General features: G+C 68.5%; 11 protein-coding genes. 5 read left to right on the top strand and 6 right to left on the bottom strand.

Annotation, left to right across the window (positions count from 1 at the left end; all coding sequences use genetic code 11):
- Positions 1–99: 99 nt before the first annotated feature.
- From K4S16_RS24660 to K4S16_RS24650, 3 genes are all read right to left on the bottom strand, one after another.
- Complete coding sequence (locus tag K4S16_RS24660; protein ID WP_149261405.1) at positions 100–1,224, bottom strand: TRM11 family methyltransferase; 1,125 nt, start codon at positions 1,222–1,224, stop codon at positions 100–102.
- 159 nt (positions 1,225–1,383) lie between these two features.
- A complete protein-coding gene (locus K4S16_RS24655) occupies positions 1,384–2,484 on the bottom strand; it encodes a hypothetical protein (protein WP_149261404.1) in 1,101 nt (366 codons plus the stop codon).
- Between the two features lie 109 nt (positions 2,485–2,593).
- A complete protein-coding gene (locus K4S16_RS24650) occupies positions 2,594–3,862 on the bottom strand; it encodes an MFS transporter (protein WP_149261403.1) in 1,269 nt (422 codons plus the stop codon).
- Between the two features lie 255 nt (positions 3,863–4,117).
- Here K4S16_RS24650 and K4S16_RS24645 point away from each other — a divergent pair, with 255 nt between their 5' ends.
- The 5 genes from K4S16_RS24645 (at position 4,118) to K4S16_RS24625 (ending at position 9,671) form a co-directional block, all read left to right on the top strand.
- Positions 4,118–5,284: a cytochrome P450 gene (locus tag K4S16_RS24645; RefSeq protein ID WP_149261402.1), complete on the top strand. Its 1,167-nt coding sequence runs from the start codon at positions 4,118–4,120 to the stop codon at positions 5,282–5,284.
- Positions 5,285–5,660: 376 nt separating this feature from the next.
- Positions 5,661–7,022 (top strand): M28 family peptidase, encoded by a 1,362-nt coding sequence (locus tag K4S16_RS24640; RefSeq protein WP_160161019.1) that lies wholly within the window; start codon positions 5,661–5,663, stop codon positions 7,020–7,022.
- A gap of 5 nt (positions 7,023–7,027) precedes the next feature.
- Positions 7,028–8,017, top strand: coding sequence for an aspartyl/asparaginyl beta-hydroxylase domain-containing protein (locus K4S16_RS24635; RefSeq protein ID WP_149261400.1), 990 nt, complete (start codon positions 7,028–7,030; stop codon positions 8,015–8,017).
- Between the two features lie 74 nt (positions 8,018–8,091).
- Entirely contained in the window at positions 8,092–8,865 is a 774-nt protein-coding gene (locus K4S16_RS24630; RefSeq protein ID WP_160161018.1) for a bifunctional 2-polyprenyl-6-hydroxyphenol methylase/3-demethylubiquinol 3-O-methyltransferase UbiG, read from the top strand.
- A 41-nt stretch (positions 8,866–8,906) separates the two neighbouring features.
- Positions 8,907–9,671, top strand: coding sequence for a sulfotransferase family protein (locus tag K4S16_RS24625; RefSeq protein WP_149261398.1), 765 nt, complete (start codon positions 8,907–8,909; stop codon positions 9,669–9,671).
- Between the two features lie 238 nt (positions 9,672–9,909).
- Here the strand turns inward: K4S16_RS24625 and K4S16_RS24620 are convergent, their stop codons facing one another.
- The 3 genes from K4S16_RS24620 to K4S16_RS24605 all read right to left on the bottom strand — a co-directional run bounded on the left by K4S16_RS24620 (position 9,910) and on the right by K4S16_RS24605 (position 18,326).
- Positions 9,910–10,167 carry a hypothetical protein gene (locus K4S16_RS24620; protein WP_149261397.1) on the bottom strand — a complete coding sequence of 86 codons (258 nt, stop codon included), beginning with the start codon at positions 10,165–10,167 and terminating at the stop codon, positions 9,910–9,912.
- Positions 10,164–10,463 (bottom strand): DUF6247 family protein, encoded by a 300-nt coding sequence (locus tag K4S16_RS24615; RefSeq protein ID WP_149261396.1) that lies wholly within the window; start codon positions 10,461–10,463, stop codon positions 10,164–10,166. The genes K4S16_RS24620 and K4S16_RS24615 overlap by 4 nt, the downstream gene beginning before the upstream one ends.
- A gap of 840 nt (positions 10,464–11,303) precedes the next feature.
- A complete protein-coding gene (locus tag K4S16_RS24605) occupies positions 11,304–18,326 on the bottom strand; it encodes a polymorphic toxin type 17 domain-containing protein (RefSeq protein WP_149261394.1) in 7,023 nt (2,340 codons plus the stop codon).
- Positions 18,327–18,377: the final 51 nt, after the last annotated feature.

The following is an 18,377-nucleotide window of genomic DNA, read 5'->3' as shown; positions in this document are numbered from 1 at the left end:
AGATCCTCGCCCGGCCGGTGCAGGTGTGGCGGTCAGCGGGACATGCTGGAATTACCCAGCATGTCCCGCAGCATTGGCAACTCCACACCGCTCGTAATCTCAGCGGGGCTTCTCTTCAGTGTGGCGCGTGGTGCGTCTCCGGGCTTTGGTGGACGCTGCCGGGCGTAGGCCGACGATGAAGGATTGAGCGCCGGAGATACGGACGCCTTGGACGTGGACCGGGGCGAGGCCGTGCCGGATGGCGTCGGTCAGGGTCTCGGAGGTGGGCAGGAGGAGCACGGCCGTGCCGTCCGGTGCCAGTACGCGGCGAAGCTCCGTCCACCAGCGGGACGGGGAGCCGGCGAGCAGCCCGCGGGGGTGGACCTGGACGCCCCAGGGCGGGTTGCACAGGACGCGGTCGACGCTGGCGTCGGGGAGAGGGAGGCGCCCGGCGTCGCCACGGTCCACGCGGACGGGCACGGCGGCGGCGTTCGCCCGTGCCGCCGCGACGGCGTCGGGAGAAAGGTCGAAGCCGTACAGGCGGGCGCCGGGCCGGGCGAGCGCGGCCTCGATCAGCAGGGTTCCGGCGCCGCAGCACGGGTCCAGGACGGTGTGGTCCGGGCGGATGCCGGCCAGCACGGCCATGGCCGCGGCCAGCGGCGGGTGCAGCGTCCCCTTGATCATCCGCTGTTTGTAGGCGCGGCGGTGCAGCGGCCGGTCGCCGACCCGCATCATGAGCGCGGCGTGCGTTCCGTCCAGGGTCAGCCGCCAACCCCAGTACCCCGGCGGGGGCGCGGCGCCCGTGCGCCGCGAGTGGTAGGGGACGCCGAGCCGCTCGGCCAAAGCCGTGCCCACGACATCCTCGGCGTCGTACCGGCTGAAGGTGCGCCGCCCGAGGAAGGATGCGGAGACATCGATGCCCGGCACCTGGGCCGGCGCCTGCGTCAGTGCGCGGCGCAGGCGCACCAGCAGATCGGTGTCGGCCAGGGCGGCGAGCTCGGCCAATGCATGCAGGTCATGCTTCGTCGTCCCGATGTCGGACCGGCGCGCGGCCGACAGGAACAGGTCGTCGGCTGTGCGCAGCACCGGGATCGGCTCCGGCCGCGACGAGCGGAGACCGAAGTGGACCTCGCGATGACCGAGGCGGGTGACGGAGCCGAGCCCCGACTCCAGGACCTCGGCGGCGACCGCGGACTCCAGCCCGCGTACGCAGCGGGCGACCAGACGGGTGCGCGGAATGCGCATGATGATCGTTCTTCTCCCACGTCAGCACCCGGGGCAGCGCTCCGCCGCCCCGCCTCGCCGACGACGGGTGGTCCTCGTTTCGCCGGCGGCGTGCTAACGCAGGTGGAAGAAGAACGTCATGGGCAGCAGTTTAGACCTTTCTCCGCATCCGCCTCCCCGCTAGAGATCGAAAGCGTCCCGGACCTCCTGAAGAAGGTCGCGGTAATCGGTTCCGAAGGCGGCCGCCGCAGCCCACAGGGCATCGAGCGAGGCCTGAAGCGGGTCTGCTTCGACAGCCTCGAACAGTGCGGGTACGGCGGCGGCCTGCTGGGAGAAGTTGTGGATCCGCCCACCCGGGAGCGTGACCGTCGAACTCGGCACCTGCTCGTCGGCCCACAGCCTCGGCCAGACGTGTTCCATGTCGTCGAAGGGCGGGGGCAGGGGCTGCGCCCGGTCCATGGCGAGCAGGGCGGGGGCGATCCAATCGATGCTCGCCAGGCCCGCCACGTCATAGGCCCGGCGCGCCACCCACCGGGCGATCGCGCGCTGCACCTCCGGGTCGGCCGCGGCTATCGCCTCGCTCACGTCGCGGTCGAGCCGCGCCATGGCCAGCGCGTTACCCGACACGCGCCGAAGCCGCTCGCTGGGCAGTCGTCCGCCCCATGATCGCGCCTCGGCCCGCAGCCTGGCCTGCTCCCTCTCGTGTGCTTTCTCCACTTCGGCCAGGCGCGCCGCTTCGGCCCTTTGCTCGGCGGTCGGAGCCGGCGGCAGGCCACGCGCGAAGCCGTGCCAGTACGCCGCGTGCTCCGTGGTCTGCTTCAGCACACGATCGGCCTCGGGTGGGGCCGGCCAGAACTGCAGGAGGTAGCGGTCGATTCGCGGTTCACCCTTGAGCCTGGTGTCAGCCTCCCTGGCCGCCTGCATTCCGCTCGCGCAGTACCGGACGCGGTAGTCGACCCGGTCCAGGTCCAGCCTCCAGGTGGCCTCGCCCGCCCACTGCACGAGGGTCACCTCATCGGTCTCAGGTGTGAACGAGACTTCGACGATCTCCTCCCACCTCTCATCGACCGGGGGCGGCTCCCCATGCCGCTCGACCGCGAACCCGATGCCGCCGGTGTGCAACCCTGCGGTAAGGAACAACGTTCCGGGCGACGCGGCGCCGCACAGCCCGTTCTCCTGCCCCAGGAAGCATTCGCGCAAGCCAGAGGCGAAGCCCGGTGAGCTGGTGACGTACGCCTGCCTGTAGTGGACGTGCACCTCACCGTCGAACAGGACTCGCATGATCGATTCCCCAAACCCCTGATGGAACGTCGTGCCGAGTCTGTCGCCTCTCACCGACAAACCAGATCTTCCTTCGCTTGCGCCCTCGACTGGCAGGAGCCTGTGCCGATCAAGGCACGGTCTTGGTGTCCGGTGAGGGAGCCGAAGGCTCGGGTTTCGCGGATGCCGGATCCAGGTCTTTGGGTGGGGGGTCCTGGGGGTCGGGTTCGGGGGGCACGCGTACCAGCCAGACGGCGGACACGACGGTGACCGCGGCCATGAGGATCAGCAGGACCCGGTAGTCGACGACCAGGGACAGTGCCGCGCCGAGGGCGATGGAGACGGTCTGCGGAGTGCTGACGACGCCCATCGCCGCGGTCAGTGCTCGGCCGCGCAGGGCGTCGGGCGTTCGCCGCTGCACCGCCATGACCAGGCCGACGGTCGTCCAGCACATGCCGAACCCGAAAAGGAACGCCCCCACCGCCACCGGGGGGATGGCGGGCGCCAGATAGGCCAAGGACGCCATCGTGACCAGGGCGATGCCCAGCATCACCGTGCGCAGGTCGCCCACGCGGCGGATGGCGGCGCCCGCCGCCAGGCCGGCGCAGATCGCGCCCGCGCCCTGCACGCTGCTCAGCACGCCGACGAACGCGGGAGCGCGGTGAAGCCCGTCGTCGACGATGGAGAAGATGAGGGTCTGGGAGAAGCCCGTCACCAGCATGGCAAGGCCCAGGGCGCCCACCAGCGTGCGCAGTGGCGAGGACCGGTACAGGTGGCGCAGGCCCGAAAGCATCTCTTCGCGCAACTCCAGTGCACCGGTGACGTGACGCTGGTCGCCGGGCGCCCGGATGAGCCACACGCATACCGCGGCCACCAGGAACGTCGCCGCGTCCAGCAGAGCCACTACGTGGCCGCCCACCACTGTGAACAACGCCGCGCCGAAGAGGGGAGCCAGCAGCTTCACTCCGTCGGCGGAGGTCTGCAGCAGGCCGTTGGCGTCGGGGAGCGCGTCCTCGTCCACGATCGCCGGGACGAGGGCGGCCTGGGTGGCGGTGATGATCACAGCGGCGATGCCGTAGCAGAGGATGATCGCGTACAGCAGCCAGACCTGGCCCTCGCCGCGCACCAGCAGGCCGAGCAGCATGACGCCCGCCATCGCCAGGTTGGTCGCGATGAAGATCTGGCGCCGCGGGAACCTGTCGATGAGCACCCCGGCGAACGGGGCGAACAGGAACGGCAGGGCGACGAAGAAGAACGCGCCGCCCGCCGCGGCATTGCTGCCGGTCAGCTCCTTGACCCAGATGCCGAAGGCGATGATGAGCGCCCGGTCACCAAGGGTCGATAAGGACTGTCCGATGATCAGGAGCCGGAACCCGCGATTGGTCAGCAGAACTCTCACAGGCGACCTCCTCCTCGGCGGTGAGGCGGAACTACAAGATCATGCCACGGAGGATCTCGCGGGCATATGGAAGATCATGGCCGGATCCGGAACCTTGCAATTCTGCGTTACTCATTTACCATCGGAAAAGATCATGTGTCGGACGATCTCCGGACACCTGAGCGACAGCGCCGTCGTCCTCCCGGCAACCCGGACGGGACGCGACGAACGGGCCTGAAGCCGCTCGCCGGTAGCCGTCCGTGCGAGGAGGTCGATATGTCGGAGGCGCCGGTCGCAGATCCGGCCGCGGGACTCGCGGAGCCCGCGGCGCTGCTCGATCCCTACTCCCTCTTCGGCCGCCTGCGCGAGAGCGCCCCCGTCTACCGCAGCACCTTCCTCGACTCCTGGGTGGTGACCGGGTACGACGACTGCGCCGCGGTGCTGCGCGACACGGAATCGTTCGCCTCGGACTGGCGCCGGATCGGGGAGGTCGTGCCGGAGCCCTTGCTGAGCATCCAGTCGCTCGACCCGCCCGAGCACACGGCCATCCGGCACTTCATGGTCGACACGGTCCGCGGTCTCGACCCGGGCATGCTGCGCGAGCGCATCGCCGCCCAGGTCCGCGCCCGCGCCGAGCGGCTGCGCGCGGGCGGGGAGTTCGACTGCGTGTCCGAGTTCACCGCGCCACTCGCGCTGGACACCGTCACCGCGGTGCTCGGGGTGCCGCCCATCGACGCCGCGTGGTTCCTGCCCGTGTCGCAGACGATCGTGGACGGCATGGACGCCGGGATCTGGCCGAAGACCGCCGAGCCCGCCGTGCAAGCCCGCGCTGAGCTGGCCGAATACACCGGCCGGTGGCTGGACGACCCGCCGGCGGACGGGCTGGTGGCGCATGTGGCGGCCAAGGCGCCCGGCTCCGGCATCGCGCGCCCGGTGCTGCTGAACACGCTGCGGGCCGTCCTGCACGCGGGGTTCGAATCGGCGGGGCGGCTGCTCGGCAACGCTCTGGTCGTCCTGCTGAGCGCGCCGGACACTTTGCCACGTTTCGCTCAGGCTGACCTGTCACGTGCGGTGGAGGAACTGGTCCGGTACGTGACGCCGGTGCAGGCCGACGGGCGGGCGTGTGTACGGGAGACGCGCATCGGCGGCCATGTCATCGCGCCCGGCGAAGCGGTGACGCTGATGCTGGCCGCCGCGAACCGGGATCCAGCCAAGTTCGCCGAGCCCGACGAGCTGGATTTCGCCCGCCATCCCAACCCGCATCTGGGGTTCGGCCGGGGCGCCCACTCCTGCCTTGGGCAGTCGCTGGCGGTCCTCCAGGCACAGGTCGTCCTCGGCCTGCTCACGACCGAGTTCCCAGGCATCCGCCTTGCCGGCGAGCCCGTCTACCACCGAAACCTCACGTTGCGAGGCGTGGCCCGACTCAGAGTCCGCCTCGGCTGACCGACCTCAGATCCCTCTTAACAGAAAGGAGGTGGCACGGATGCGTTACCTCCACTGAGTGATGTAGAGGGTGCCCGGCATATCGGGGCACGCGCTTCCACCTGCCCCGATATGCCGGGCACGCACTATTCACCGCACCGCCGGCCTCAGAGACTCTCTGCACATGTCAACGTGGTTTCTGTTTCCTGGCCTCACCTGTTTTTCTGGAGCGCTGATGAGGGTGTTTGTACGCACGAAAACCGCCTTGGTGACCGGCCTCGTCACCATAACGGCCACCATTCTTTCGGCTGCTCCACCGTCCGCGACCTCCCATGCCGCCGCAACCACACCCCATGGGGCGGCAGGCCGTTCGGGCGAGCCGTGGCTGGCGCGGCTGTTGGCGGGGTCCACCAGTGGCGGCGACGCGTGGCGGCACCTGCGTGTCCTTGACCGGATCGCCGCGGAGAACGGCGGGGTGCGCGCCACCGGCACGCCGGGGTTCGAGGCCTCCGCGCGCTACGCCGCCAAGGTGCTCACCGACGCCGGCTACCGCGTCCACCAGCAGCAAGTGCCGTACACCGACTATCGGGTCGACGCGGAGAGCGCGACGGTGACCGCGCCCGCCGCCCGGCAGGTGCGCGCGCTGGTCATGCGCTTTTCACCCGTCACCCCGCCCGGCGGTCTCGACGCGCAGCTCGTCGTGCCCCGGGCCACGACGGACGCCACCGCCGGATGCTCCGCCGCCGACTACGACGGACTGCCCGTGTCCGGATCCATCGTGCTCGTCCAGCGCGGATCCTGCGGCTACACGGCACAGCAGCGCGTCGCCGCCGGGCTCGGCGCCCGGGCGATGCTGATCTACCTGTCCACGCCGAGCCCGAACAACATCTACCGGCTCCACGCGTTCAACCCGCAGGCGTTCACCATCCCGGTGGCCAGCGTCACGCAGGCGCAGGCCGAACAGCTCGCCCAGGAGTCCGCGCAGCAGCAGGTGCGGATGCGTCTCGACCTGCGCGGGCACGAGGTCGCGGGAGTCACCGCCAACCTGTTCGCCGAGACGCGCGGCGGCGACGACCGCACCGTCATGGCCGGCGCCCATCTGGACAGCGTGACCGAAGCACCCGGCATCAACGACAACGCCGCCGCGGCCGCCGCGCTGATGGCGACCGCGCTGCGGCTGGCTCCCCACCAGGACAAGGTGCGCCACAAAGTACGGTTCGCGCTGTGGGGGGCCGAGGAGCTCATCGACGTCGGCTCCAACTACTACGTGAGCAACCTGTCACCGGCCGAACGCGCCAAGATCGCGCTCTACCTCAACTTCGAACTGATCGCCGCGCCGAACGGGGTGCGGTTCGTCCTCGACGGGGACGCGAGCGAGCAGCCGCCGGGCACCCCGCCGGGCCCGGCGGGTTCGCAGGTCGTGGAGAAGGTCTTCAAGGACTACTTCGACCGCGCCGGACTCCCCTACGAAAGCCACGACCTGCGGGCCGTCGGCTCCGACCACGAGCCGTTCGTGGCCGCGGGCATCCCGGTCGGCGGCCTGAACGGCGGCGTCCTCGGGGTCAAGACCGCCGCGCAGGCGGCGCGGTTCGGCGGGGTGGCCGGGCAGCTGTACGACCCCTGCTACCACCAGCCATGCGACACGATCGGCAACCTCGACCGCCGGGCGCTCGATGAGAACGTGCCCGCCATCGCGTGGGCCGTGGGCCGCTTCGCCCTCGACGTCTCCGACCTGCCCGCCGCCGGCGCCCAGGAGTAGCGACCATGACGACGTACCCCCAGGCAATCGAATCGCTGACGGATCCGCCCGCCGCGTACCCGCCGTCGTCGCCGATGCGGCTCGGCTTCGACGTCGATGCGCTGCGCGCCGACCTCGACAGGCTGCGGCACCAGCGGTGGCGCGCCCAGCGCGCCTACAGCCAGGACGGCGCCGCCACGGAGTCCGGCGTGGACTGGCGCATCCTGCCGCTGCGCAGCGTCGGCGGCGATCCGGTACGGACCGACCCGGGCGGCGCGGGCCTGACCGACTTCGCCGACACCCCGTGGCTGGCCGAAGCCCCAGCTCTCGCACAGGTCATCGACGCTTTACCGGCGCCGGTCCGGGGCGTACGGCTGATCGCCCTGGGCGCGGGTGCGACCGTCCACGAGCACCGCGACTACAAGTACGGGTTCGAACGCGGGCTCCTGCGGCTGCACGTGCCGATCGACACCAACCCGGACGCCGTCGTGGTCATCGACGGCGTGTCCGAGCACTGGACGGCAGGACGGTTGTGGTTCGGCGACTTCGGCCGAAGGCACTACGTGGCGAACGGCGGGGACCGCCCTCGGGTGCACATGGTGCTCGACTGCCTGGTCAGCCGGGAGGTCGTCGGGTTGTTGCCGGACGAGTTCCTGGAGCTGCTGCCGACGAGCGAGGTGATGTTCGCCCGCGATCCGGTGCCGCTCAGCGCGTCCGAACGCGACCGGTTCCGCTGCCGGTTCCGGCTGCCGGGCGACTTCGCGCAGTGGTCGGAGGAGGAGGTCGAGGCCAGGCCCGACAGCGACGCCGAGGTCCTCGTGCACGACGACCGGCTCGTCCTCGCCATCGACGGCGAGCCCGCCTTCGGCCTGGTGCATCTCGGGCTGGGCGAGTTCCGCCTCACCGGCTGGAGCGAGGAGCGCACCATCGCCATCGAGTCCACCGGCCAGGTGCGGATCATTGAACGCGCCGGCCGCGCTCTCCGCGAGTGGACACGCCCGGCGCAGCCCACCTGAGGGGGTCGGACGATTCGGCCAAGCACGACCATCTGACGATGCGCCCTCTCCGACCAGACAGGCAGGTGACTCGCATGTCCTCCCCCGCCCGGGTCGCTCCGCTCGGCACCGACCCGTACGCCTTCCAGCCCGGTTACTACGATCTCTTCCGCGCCTCCCGTGGAGAGGGCGCCCTCCCCGACCCCCGGTTCTTCGCCGGCCGCGCACCCGAGGGCGGACACGCGCTGGAGATCGGCGCAGGTACGGGCCGGATCACCTTGGCCGTGGCCGAGCGAGCAGCCACCGTAGTGTGCCTGGAGCGGTCGGCGACCATGCGCGCGGTGCTGCTGGCCAAGCTCGCCGAACGCCCGTACCTGCGCGACCGCGTCACCGTGCTCGACCGCGCGGCACCCCACTTCGACCTGGCCCGCCGCTTCGACTTCGTGTACCTGGCGGGGGTGCTGGAGCACGTGCCGCACCCCGAACGGCTCGCGCTCTTCGAGGCGATCGCCGAACATCTGGCCGAGGACGGCGAGGTGGCGATGGACATGGTGCTGTCGGAACCCGTACCGGACTGGCCGGAGCACGTCACCGACGAGGCCACCCTCGGCGACTGCCGGTACGAGATGTCATGCGAGGCGCGGCCCGACGGCGACGACCAGGCGCACCTGCGGTTCGTCTACCGCACGTACCACCAAGGCGATCTGGTGGAGACCGAAGTGGTGGAACGCGCCCACTACCTGCACCGGCCGCATGCCGTCATCGCCGACCTGGCAACGGCCGGGCTGACCCCGACGGCCGGAACCGCCCTCCGCCCCGTCGCCGACGGCGAAGACCCCGGAACCCTGGTCGCCCGCCGTACGGCCTGACCGGCCCAACCGTCATCCACTTCGTCCTGAGGAGAGTTCGCGTGCAGGTCATCGGCATCGGTTTGCTCCGAACTGGTACGACTTCACTCGCGCTGGCACTCGACCGGCTCGGGTACGGCCCCTGCTACAACATGCGCGTCCTCAACGCCGAGCCGGAGCGGGCCGCCGACTGGGCCGCCGCGATGGACGGGCGGACGGTCGACTGGGGGAAGGTGTTCGCGGGCTTCGGCTGCGCCGTCGGCTCTCCGAGCACCGCGTTCTGGCGCGAGATCGTCGACGCGTTCCCGGACGCCAAGGTGGTGCTCACCGTCCGCGATCCGCAACGCTGGTACGACAGCGCCGCGCAGACCATGGCCGCCGTGCTCGCCAAGCCGCCGCTCCTGGTGCGGATGCTGAGCTGGCGAGGCCCGCGCCGACCCGACCCCGAAGCGGAGGTCCTCGACCGCGTGCAGCGGACGACGTGGCACCTTGAGATCGGCGGGCCGTTCGGCGAGCGCGCGGAGATGGCCGAGAGATTCGAACGGCATGTCGCCGAAGTGAAGGCGTACGTGCCCGAAGACCGGCTGCTGGTGTTCGAGGTCAAGAAAGGATGGGAGCCGCTGTGCGCCTTCCTCGGCGTACCCGTCCCCGACGAGCCGTTCCCCCGCGAGAACGACGCGGCCACGTTCAAACGACGGCAACGGCAGGCCCTGAAGAAGACCCTGGCCCCCCGAATCCTCGCCACCCTCGCCACCACCGCGCTAGCGACCGGCGCCGCAGTCACCTGGGCCCTACACCGCAAACGCCACCCAACCCAGAACAGGTAACCAAAGGCCCCCCGCCCCCCAAAGCACCGGGACACCGGGACGCCGGGGCCACCCACACTCATGGATGGTCCCGCCCGAGATTGAAGGCCGATGGCGGCGGTCGGAACCCGTCAAGGGGCCCGGGGCATCACTTCGTGATGGCTGCGCAGCCCCTGACCGCACCCGTCCGCCGCTAGGCACACGTCACGACAGGTCGGAGGCGGAAGGTGGAGGAGGAACCGGCGGCTACGCCGTGCCGCTACCCCATCCAGAGGATGTCGAGGATGCGCAGCGTCTCCGCCTTGTCATCCACCAGGAGCGTGAGCATGCCTTCGCCGCCGGCACCGAAGAAGGCATGCCGGACCGCTGTCTGATCTGCCCGTTCCGGTACCGCGTCCCATGGAGCTTCGAGGAGCTGTAGAAGGCGTTCGAGGAGCGGGCCGTTGCGGACCTCTTCGGGGAGTCCGTTCAGTTCGTACAGCGCGCGTCCGTGGAAGCCGTCGAAGCGGTACGTCACACCCGGCCTTCCCAGCCCGGTGGGGTATAGCGGACGAAGGTGTCTTCCCGTCCCTGTAGAGCGTCCTGGACCGCCTCTTCGTATCCGGGACGGGCGTAGGCGATGGCCCGCATGCGCCAGTGACGCAGCAACGTCTGCACCTGCTTGAACCGCGCCAGGTCATGAGCGGCGTCGAGCGCCTCGTCGTACTCGGCCCGGAACTGATCGCGATGCGACGGCGGAAGCGCATCGAAGATCGCAGCCGGATCCTCTCCGGGATCCCGCGACGCGGTCGGTTCCTCAGGCTGAGCGGTCATGATGCCCAATCTACCTGTGTGCCGCCCACGGCACAGGAAGCTCCCCGCGGACCCGAGAAGCAAGATCCGGAGTATGCGCCGAATGATCTTGCGTTTGCAACCACTGCCTAGCCGCCACTCCGGCCACAGCGACCAGGCGCTCGCCGGAGCGCCGCCGCGCAGGCGGTTGGCGGACTTTTATTTGCCGGACGAGGCCCAGGAATGACGTAGGTGTCCGCGCCCGGAATAGCTCGGGGCGCGGACACCCACGCAGTGAATCCGAAGGTCAGCCCGTGCAGGTCTTCGCCTCGATACCTCCGGCGCCCGGACGAAGCGGCGCAGTGCTATGTGATTTTGTCACCGACGGATCGGCGCTCATTTTGTCGACATGAGAGGATTCTTCGCATCGAATCAAACGTCTCCATTGCAGCGTCGATCCGAAAATCGGTGTGGTCCTGCCAGATATTAGCGACAAAAACGAAAAGATTCCATTAGGCAGTCGCAAATCAGTCCCCAACACAATGCCGGTTACGGGAAGCCATGACGGCATGGAAGTGGCGTCGAACTCCTTCTACTCCCGTTCCTTGCCTTTCCTGTCGGAGGAAGTTCTCTTTGGGTAACGCTCAGGATGGACCTCGACAGCCTCCCCCGCATAGATGGCTTCGCGATCGACCCGCTCCCCGGTCGGGGCCAGGTCCGACGATCCCAACATGAATGTCCTATCCCCAATCAGGACGGCATACCTCCGCCCGCATCCCTCTCCAGAGACACCGACAACCACACCACGAGTGTCGTCCACCCCCATGGCCACAGCATCTGCCGTCCTCAGCACGGCGACGACGTCATAGAAATTAATATCTCTCACCGATGCGTAACCTCCCCCAGTGGATCAACGTTCACATGACGGCCATCTCGAGACAGCCATCCAATCTTTTCGCGTCCAGTGCGCGATAGCTGGACATCCCACTCGAACGGGTGGCCTTCAGTTCGCGACGGACCAACAGTCCATTCATTACCAAAACGGTCGACGTAGCCGTTGCTAGGTCCGCGAGGAAGAGGGTTAGCCGGATTATATCCCTCCGGGGGGAGGTATCTGATACGCCCTTTACTAGGAAGACCGAACTCATCTCCAGGTCCCGCCGCCCGCAAACGCCCCTTTATGCTCCAGCAGCCCGCGTTGTGAACTAGGACAGGTGTCGTTCCTGCATCTACATAATACGTGTGGAGGTCGACGATGGTGAGGTTGTGGACGCGCTGGTGGTGGGCGGTCCACTGCTTGGTCGCGGTGACCTGGACGTAGGTGCCGGCGTTGGTGCGGAGCCACATGCCCGGCTTGAGGTCACCAGCGTTGACCCACTCGTTGAGGTTGCCGGCGACCCAGAAGGGGTGGGCGTCGGTGGCGATGATGACGCCCCTCTTGGGACGCAGCGGGCTGGCGGGTTTCTTGAGCCCCTCGTCTGCCGGCCAGAAGGGACGGAGTCCAGTGGTGTCGATGGTGATCTGGACGAGGTTCTTTTCGCCCTTGCCGAAGATCGTGTCCACGACGGGCTCCGCGCGCGTCTTGCCGGTCTTTGGATCGGTGGCGAGCACCTTATCGCCGACCTCTACGTCTTCGATGGCTTTGCGACTGCCGTCCGCCATCAAGACCTCGGTGCCGGGGACGAAGCTGTTGCAGCCGCCTTTCCCTCGTCCCCGTCCGAGCATGAGGCCGTTTTCGAGCATTTCTGTGTTGCTGGCGCCCTTGACCCAGGGCCACTCGATCGATCGGCCGCTGGCAAGGGCTTCGAGCGGCGAGTTGCAATGCAGGAAGGAGCAGTAGTCGTCCCCAAGATCGTCCGCGATGTCCGGGGAGAAGCCCTGAGCGATCAGTTCTTTCTGGACCTGGCAGATGACGTCCTCTGCTCCGCAGATGCCGCTCGGTCCGTAGCTCGCATACTTGAGGAAGAGCGGGTCGTTGTGGGTGCGTCCTTCCAGGACGTTGCGGCTTCCGCCGCAGCCGCCCTGCAGTCTGCAGCTGGTAATGGCGAGCGCCTGCCTGACGCGTGCCGCCTTGCGAGGGTTCAGCCAGACCGGCCAGTTGTACTGCGGGTATGGGTCACCGCAGTCCAAGCCGCAGCCGCCTCCCTTGGCGGGGGTCTTGTGGCCGACGTTCATGACCCCTTTCCCGCAGCGGTCGGGCGGGCATAGTCCGGAGGGGTCGGCGCTCGTGACGGGGTTGTTGTCGGCGTAGCTGTAGCCGTTCAGTTGCTGAGGGTCGGCCGGGTCCAGGACTGGGTCGACGGAGATGAACCGTCCGGTCGCGGGGTCGTACTCGCGGGCCCCAAGGTGGGTGAGCCCGGTGTTGTCCTTGGTTCCGCCCACGAAGCCCTTGTCCATGGCGGTGGGCCAGATGCCCACAATGGCGCCGCGGTCTTCGCCGAAGGGTGTGGACCGGCGCTGGTTGAGCTTGGACGGGTCACCGGCGGGAATGGCCAGTTGGGCGGTGTTCTGGTGGTCGCCGGCCAGGAGGGTCACGCCGGCGCCGGTGCGCATGGCGACGGCCTGGGGGCCGAAGGAGTAGTAGCGCGTGGCGGTGACGGCGCCGTTGCTGAGGCGGAGTTCCATGCCCGGCAAGTAGAGGACGGTGCCGGACTTGTCCCGACGGACGAGCCGGTTTCCGTCGGCGTCGTAGACGAACGTCGTACTGCCTTGGGCGGTGTCCGTGATCTTGGAGATCTCGCCCTGCTGGTCCCAGGAGAACTGGAGGGTGTTGCTGCCGTCCGTGCGCTGGGTGGTGTTGCCACCGGCGTCGTAGGTGTAGGTGAAGTTCTGCGTGTCGCTGGTGCCGTCGACTTCCTGGGAGTAGCCGGCGAGTTGGTGTCCCTTGTAGGCGGGGTCGACTCCGGCGTCGCCGGGGTAGCGGTAGGTGCGGGTTTCTTGCCGGACGCCGCCGTCGGGCCCGGCTCCCCAGCTTTCCTCCGTGGTGCGGTTGCCGTCGGGGTTGTAGGTGTAGGCGTTCCGGTACGGAGCGGGACCGCCGATCTCGGCGGTGGCGGCGGAGGCCGCGCAGGTCGCGGTGCTCTGCGTCCACGCGTCGGTGAGCCGCCGCTGGAGGTCGTAGCGGAAGCACTGGGTGTCGGTGGTGACGCCGCCGGTGGACGCATGCCCGGTGACATCGGTGATCTGACGGACGTTGCCGGCGTCGTCGTAGGTGTAGCCGGCGTCGCGGGCGTACCCGTCGATGCCCTCACGGCTGACGGTGGCGTGGATCAGTCGGCGGGTGGCGGGGTCGTAGTCGTATCCGACGTTTACTGCTTTGCCCCCGGCCGCCAGTACGTAGCCGCGGACCTGGTTGATGTTGGTGTAGCTGGTGCCGGTTACGTACTGCGAGTTCCCGGTCAGCGTGAGCGGCCGCCCGAGGTTCTCGTTGTCATAGGTGTAGGTGAGGACTTCGGCCGGAAGGTCGCCGGCCGCGGGCAGGCTCGTCGACTGGACGGTCCCGTCCGGGTTGTAGGCGGTGTTGAACTGGTAGCTGCCGTCCAGGCCGCCGCCCTCCGCGCCATTCGGGACGGTGATGGTGGTGCGCTTGGGCCGGTTGAGGTTGTCGTAGTCATCCGTGCGGATCTTGTACTCGTAGGTGTTGCCGTCGGCACCGGTCGCCTTGCGGGAGGCGAAGGTGAGCTGGCCGGCTCGCACGGTGTCATATCCCCACAGCGCAATCAGGTCGCCCTTGTCCCCGTCGCCGTTGGCGGCATAAGTACGCAGCTTGCGGCCGAGCGCGTCGTATTCGTGGAAGACCTTGCCCGCGTTACCACGCGAATCAGTGGTGGACACGACCTGGTCGAGGTCGTTGAAAGCGGCCGTGGTGGTGCCGCGGTCGGGGTCGATGGTGGTGGTCTGGCGGCCGCGGATGTCGTAGCGGTACTCCCAGGTCTTGCCGCCCGGCCCGACCATCTTGGTCTTCCGGTCTGCCGGATCGTATTCGTACTTGGTGGAGATGTAGTCGGTGCCGTCCGGTGTGGCGGTGTTGTGCTGCCGTAGCTCGATGGTGCGGCCGCGGACGTCGGCGTAGGTGGTGGTGGGTGTCCCTCCGCTGGGTGGGGTCGTCTTCACCCAGGTGCCGAGCGCGTCGCTGCCGTAGGCGTAAGCGGTGGCGTACACCTCGGCGCCGTCACCAGCGCCGCCCAGCAGCGCCTCGCGGGTCTTACGGCCTGCACCGTCATAGCTGTACCGGGTCTGACTGTGGACCAGGCCTTGCATCTCCGGGCCGAACAGGCTCGGGGTGGGCCCGGCCTGATCGTTGTAATAGCCGTTGTAGGTGAAGGCGACCAGGCCCCGGCCGTCGTAGAGAGTGTCGGTGATGAGCCGGCCGCCGTTCTGCCCCGGCTCCTGGGTCTGGCGGGCCCGGAGGAACCCGTCATAGATCGCATAGGACGGGGTGCCCAGGGCACCGCTGTTGGTGACGGTACGGGTGCCGACGACGACGGGCGCGTTCTCGGCGATCTGGTAGGTGTACTCCGCGCTGGCGGTCTCACCGCCGGTGCGGCTGCGGTTCGGCAGCCACACTCTGATGGTGCGGCCCAGCGCGTCGTAGTAGAGGTCGGTCTTGCCGCCGGCCTCGTCGAGCTTGACGATCGGCGAGCCCCAGGCAGGGTCCAACGTGGCGCTGGTGGACAGCTGCAGGCTGGTGCCGTCCTCCTTGGTCACGGCCGGCTTGGTGACCGCGATCTTGGTGGTCAGCCCGGGCGCCGTTCCGCCGGGGGTCTGGGTGTAGGCGGTGGTGGTGACGTGGTCCTGAGCGTCCGACACAGCGGTGGGGCGGCCGTACCCGTCGAAGCCGGTGACGGCCGACAGCTTCTGGTACGTCGGGTCGGAGCCGTCGGCGGCAGCGTGCGACACCAGCCGCTCGGTGTAGGTGACCCGGCCCTTGCTGATCGACTTGAAGGCGCTCTTGGGCGCCGACGCAGTGCCGTCGTAGTAGGTGCGGGTACCCGACAGCACGTGGATGCGACGGTCGAGCCCGCTCCACAGGCAACTGCCGCGGGTGACCTCCTCCTGTGCGACCTGGTTGCGTATCCAGGCGGTGGTGTTGTCCGCATAGGTGTAACGGGTGCAGCGGTCATCGTCGCCGACCGCCAGGTCCCCGTTGTCGGACACCCAGTTGACCCGCCCGGTGTCGGCGTCGTAACTGGTGCGTACCTCGGCCTTGCGCCAAGTCCCCGGTCCTGTCGGGGTGAACGTCCGGCCGTACTCGGTGGCCACGATGTTGGCGGTGACCGTGCCCCAGGACCGCGTCTTGGACGCGGTCTGGAATCGCACCGGCAGATTCTGGTCCCACTGCAGGATCTGGCCGCCGGGCTTGTCCAACTGCACGGTGCGCAGTTCCCGGCCGGCGAAGGCGTCGTGGTCGGTGACGGTACCGCCGTCGCCGTTGTCGACGGTGACCGTGCGCTTCTGGTCAGGATCGGTCGTCGAAGTGCGGTCGCCGTGCATTCCGCGCAGGAAGTAATGGTCGGTCTGGGCGACCATGCCGTCGGCGAGGTCGGAACCGGTCAGCACGCTGACCTTGTCGTAGCCGCGCCACTGGCTCCAGGTCTTGTACTTCTCCCGTGTCAGGCCGTCGTCATCGTCGTAATGCCACGCGCCGCCCTTGGAATCGTCGTAGATGTACTTGGTGACCATGTCGGCGCTGTGGCCGGTCCGGTCACGCGCGATCACATGGGTGACGACGTACTTGTGGAACCAGTCCAGGCTGGGTTTGAGGTCACCGTCGTGGGCCCAGTAGACCGGGAAGCAGCGCTTGGTGTTGGTCTGCGGGGTCGGCAGGTCGTCGGACGTGCATTGGGCGGTGCTGTAGGCGACGGACAGTTCGCCGCCGGACTCGTCGGCGACGTAGTCCAGCCGGTAGCGCATGAGCCCGCCGGTGTCACCGGCCCGGACGCGGTTGTAGCGCTCCTCGTAGTCGAGCGTCACCTTGGGCAGCGTGACCGCGGTGCTGGCGGCATGCCCGGTGTGCTGGATGGAGGTGGCCAGCAGTGCCCGCGCGTAGTCGGCGGTGCCCCACTTGTGGGTCAGCGTCCAGGAGTCGACGTCCCGCCAGGTGCCGTCCGCCTTGATCACTTGGGTCTTGACCGACTCCAGCCGCTTGCGCGTCCAGAAGGTCGGCGAGACCGTGCCCTTGAAGTCCTTGCACTCGGTGCCGGACTTGCAGTTGAGGTCGTAGGGGACGTCCGGCCACAGGTTCGGATTGGTCTCGATCTTGGAGGGGTCGCAGTTGGCGTCGGTGTCCAGACACCGTTCCTTGCTGTTGAACACCACACGGGCCGGCGCCTTGGCCCACAGGTTGTCCGACCGCAGTCCGTACTCGATCCGGTTCAGCACACCGCCGCGGACATAGGGCGTCTCGTCTTCGGGCTTGAGGTTGCGGCCGTAGTGGTTGATCTCCTTGTCGTAGTAGTAGGTGACCGCGTTGCCGTCGGGATCGACCGCGTAGTCCAGGTTCCATCGCCACGCCTGCTGGCACCACGAATCCTTGAACGCGTCCTTGTGGCACGGCTCGTTCGCATCGTCTCCGAACACCGGGACGGTCCAGGTGGAATTGGTCTCCGGATTGCCGCTCGCCCAGTTGTCCAGCCGGTGCTTGCCGAAGTAGTAGACGGTACCGTCGGTGGTGGTGACCTTCCAGTACTCGTTGTCGTCGTCGCCATTGCCGGTTGTGGCGTCGTTGCCGGTCAGCCTCTCGACGCGGGTACCGTCATCGTTCTTCAGCCGCCATTTCCCTGCCCCGTCCGGGACCAGCTCACCTCCGTGCCCGTTCAGCTGCATCGTGGCGTTGTCGTAACCCCAGCACTGGTCGCCCGGGGAAGACCCCCACTCGTCCTTCGGCGCATCGTCGTCTTCACAGGCTTTGTAGCGGCGCTCAATGAACCCTGGCCACAGGTCGAATCCATCCCCTACCCATGAGGACTGGGCGTTGGTGTTCGACGTCAGGCCGTCGATGTTGCCCGAGGAGTAGCTGATGGCCACCTCAGGGGCCATGGTGCCGGGCACGGGCGGCACCCGCATGGGGTAGGACCAGGTGAAATCGCCCGTGTTGAGATTTACGTTCCAGGTCGACGACGCCGACAGCTTGGTGGCCTTGAAATCTCCCTGCTCACCGGCGGTTCCCGCGGCCGTGGCCAGCACCGTCGGCCCCGACGTGGCCGTCGGCTGCTGCGGTGACGCCTGCCGCGCGGCTGGATCCGATTCGGCCCGCACCTGCGCGATCAGCGTCTGGTTCTTGGTGTCGTGGGTCGTCGCCACCGGAGTGGCCGTCCGGCATTCGGCTCGTTCCGGCGTCGTGAGGACGCACGCCGGGTATTGCACGAGTTTGAGCCGGTCGGCGTAAGCACCACCGAACGCCGACGCGAACGACGCGTAGTTCAGCCCGACCCCGACCTGTCCCGGTGCCGCGGTGTCAGTGCGGGCAACCGAGATCATGACGCCTTGGACGCCGGCGCGGTCGCTCACTTTACTGTCGACGACCTGGACCCGGACCTGCTCGGCCGCCGGCAGACCTCGGGAGCCCGGACGCGAATCGAGGCGCGGCGCATCGCTCGGAGCGGTGACCCAGACGGGGAGATCACCGGCGCGGGCCCAGCGGCCCTTGCCGGGGACCTTGCTGGTCGCCGTGCCGGCCTTCGGCCAGCTCGGAGCCGGGGAAGCCTTGGTGGTCAGGCGCTTGTTCCCGGCCTTGCGCGGCCGCGCGTCCAGCGCCCGGCCCTTGACCGGCTTGGCGTCCTTGAACTGACGCCGCGGCGCGGATTCGGCCCGCGCGGGCATCGGGGACGCCAGTCCGAGCGCCAGCACGGCGGCCATGCCCAGCGCGATCTTCGACCGCGCCCAGCCGTGGCCTCCCAGCAGCATCCGGGTACCGCGCTTACTCACAACGCCCTCCAAGGCCTGCCCTCATCCCTA

Origin of the sequence: Actinomadura sp. K4S16 (assembly GCF_008327685.1) — a bacterium.
Lineage (GTDB): Bacteria > Actinomycetota > Actinomycetes > Streptosporangiales > Streptosporangiaceae > Spirillospora.
Note: the sequence above shows the minus strand (reverse complement) of the source record. Positions and strands in the feature narration are given on the sequence as shown.

Coding starts and splice junctions, on each gene's coding strand:
- K4S16_RS24605 (WP_149261394.1), bottom strand. CDS start 18,326: ATGCTGCTGGGAGGCCACGGCTGGGCGCGGTCGAAGATCGCGCTGGGC.
- K4S16_RS24645 (WP_149261402.1), top strand. CDS start 4,118: ATGTCGGAGGCGCCGGTCGCAGATCCGGCCGCGGGACTCGCGGAGCCC.
- K4S16_RS24655 (WP_149261404.1), bottom strand. CDS start 2,484: ATGCGAGTCCTGTTCGACGGTGAGGTGCACGTCCACTACAGGCAGGCG.
- K4S16_RS24660 (WP_149261405.1), bottom strand. CDS start 1,224: ATGCGCATTCCGCGCACCCGTCTGGTCGCCCGCTGCGTACGCGGGCTG.
- K4S16_RS24635 (WP_149261400.1), top strand. CDS start 7,028: ATGACGACGTACCCCCAGGCAATCGAATCGCTGACGGATCCGCCCGCC.
- K4S16_RS24630 (WP_160161018.1), top strand. CDS start 8,092: ATGTCCTCCCCCGCCCGGGTCGCTCCGCTCGGCACCGACCCGTACGCC.
- K4S16_RS24615 (WP_149261396.1), bottom strand. CDS start 10,463: ATGACCGCTCAGCCTGAGGAACCGACCGCGTCGCGGGATCCCGGAGAG.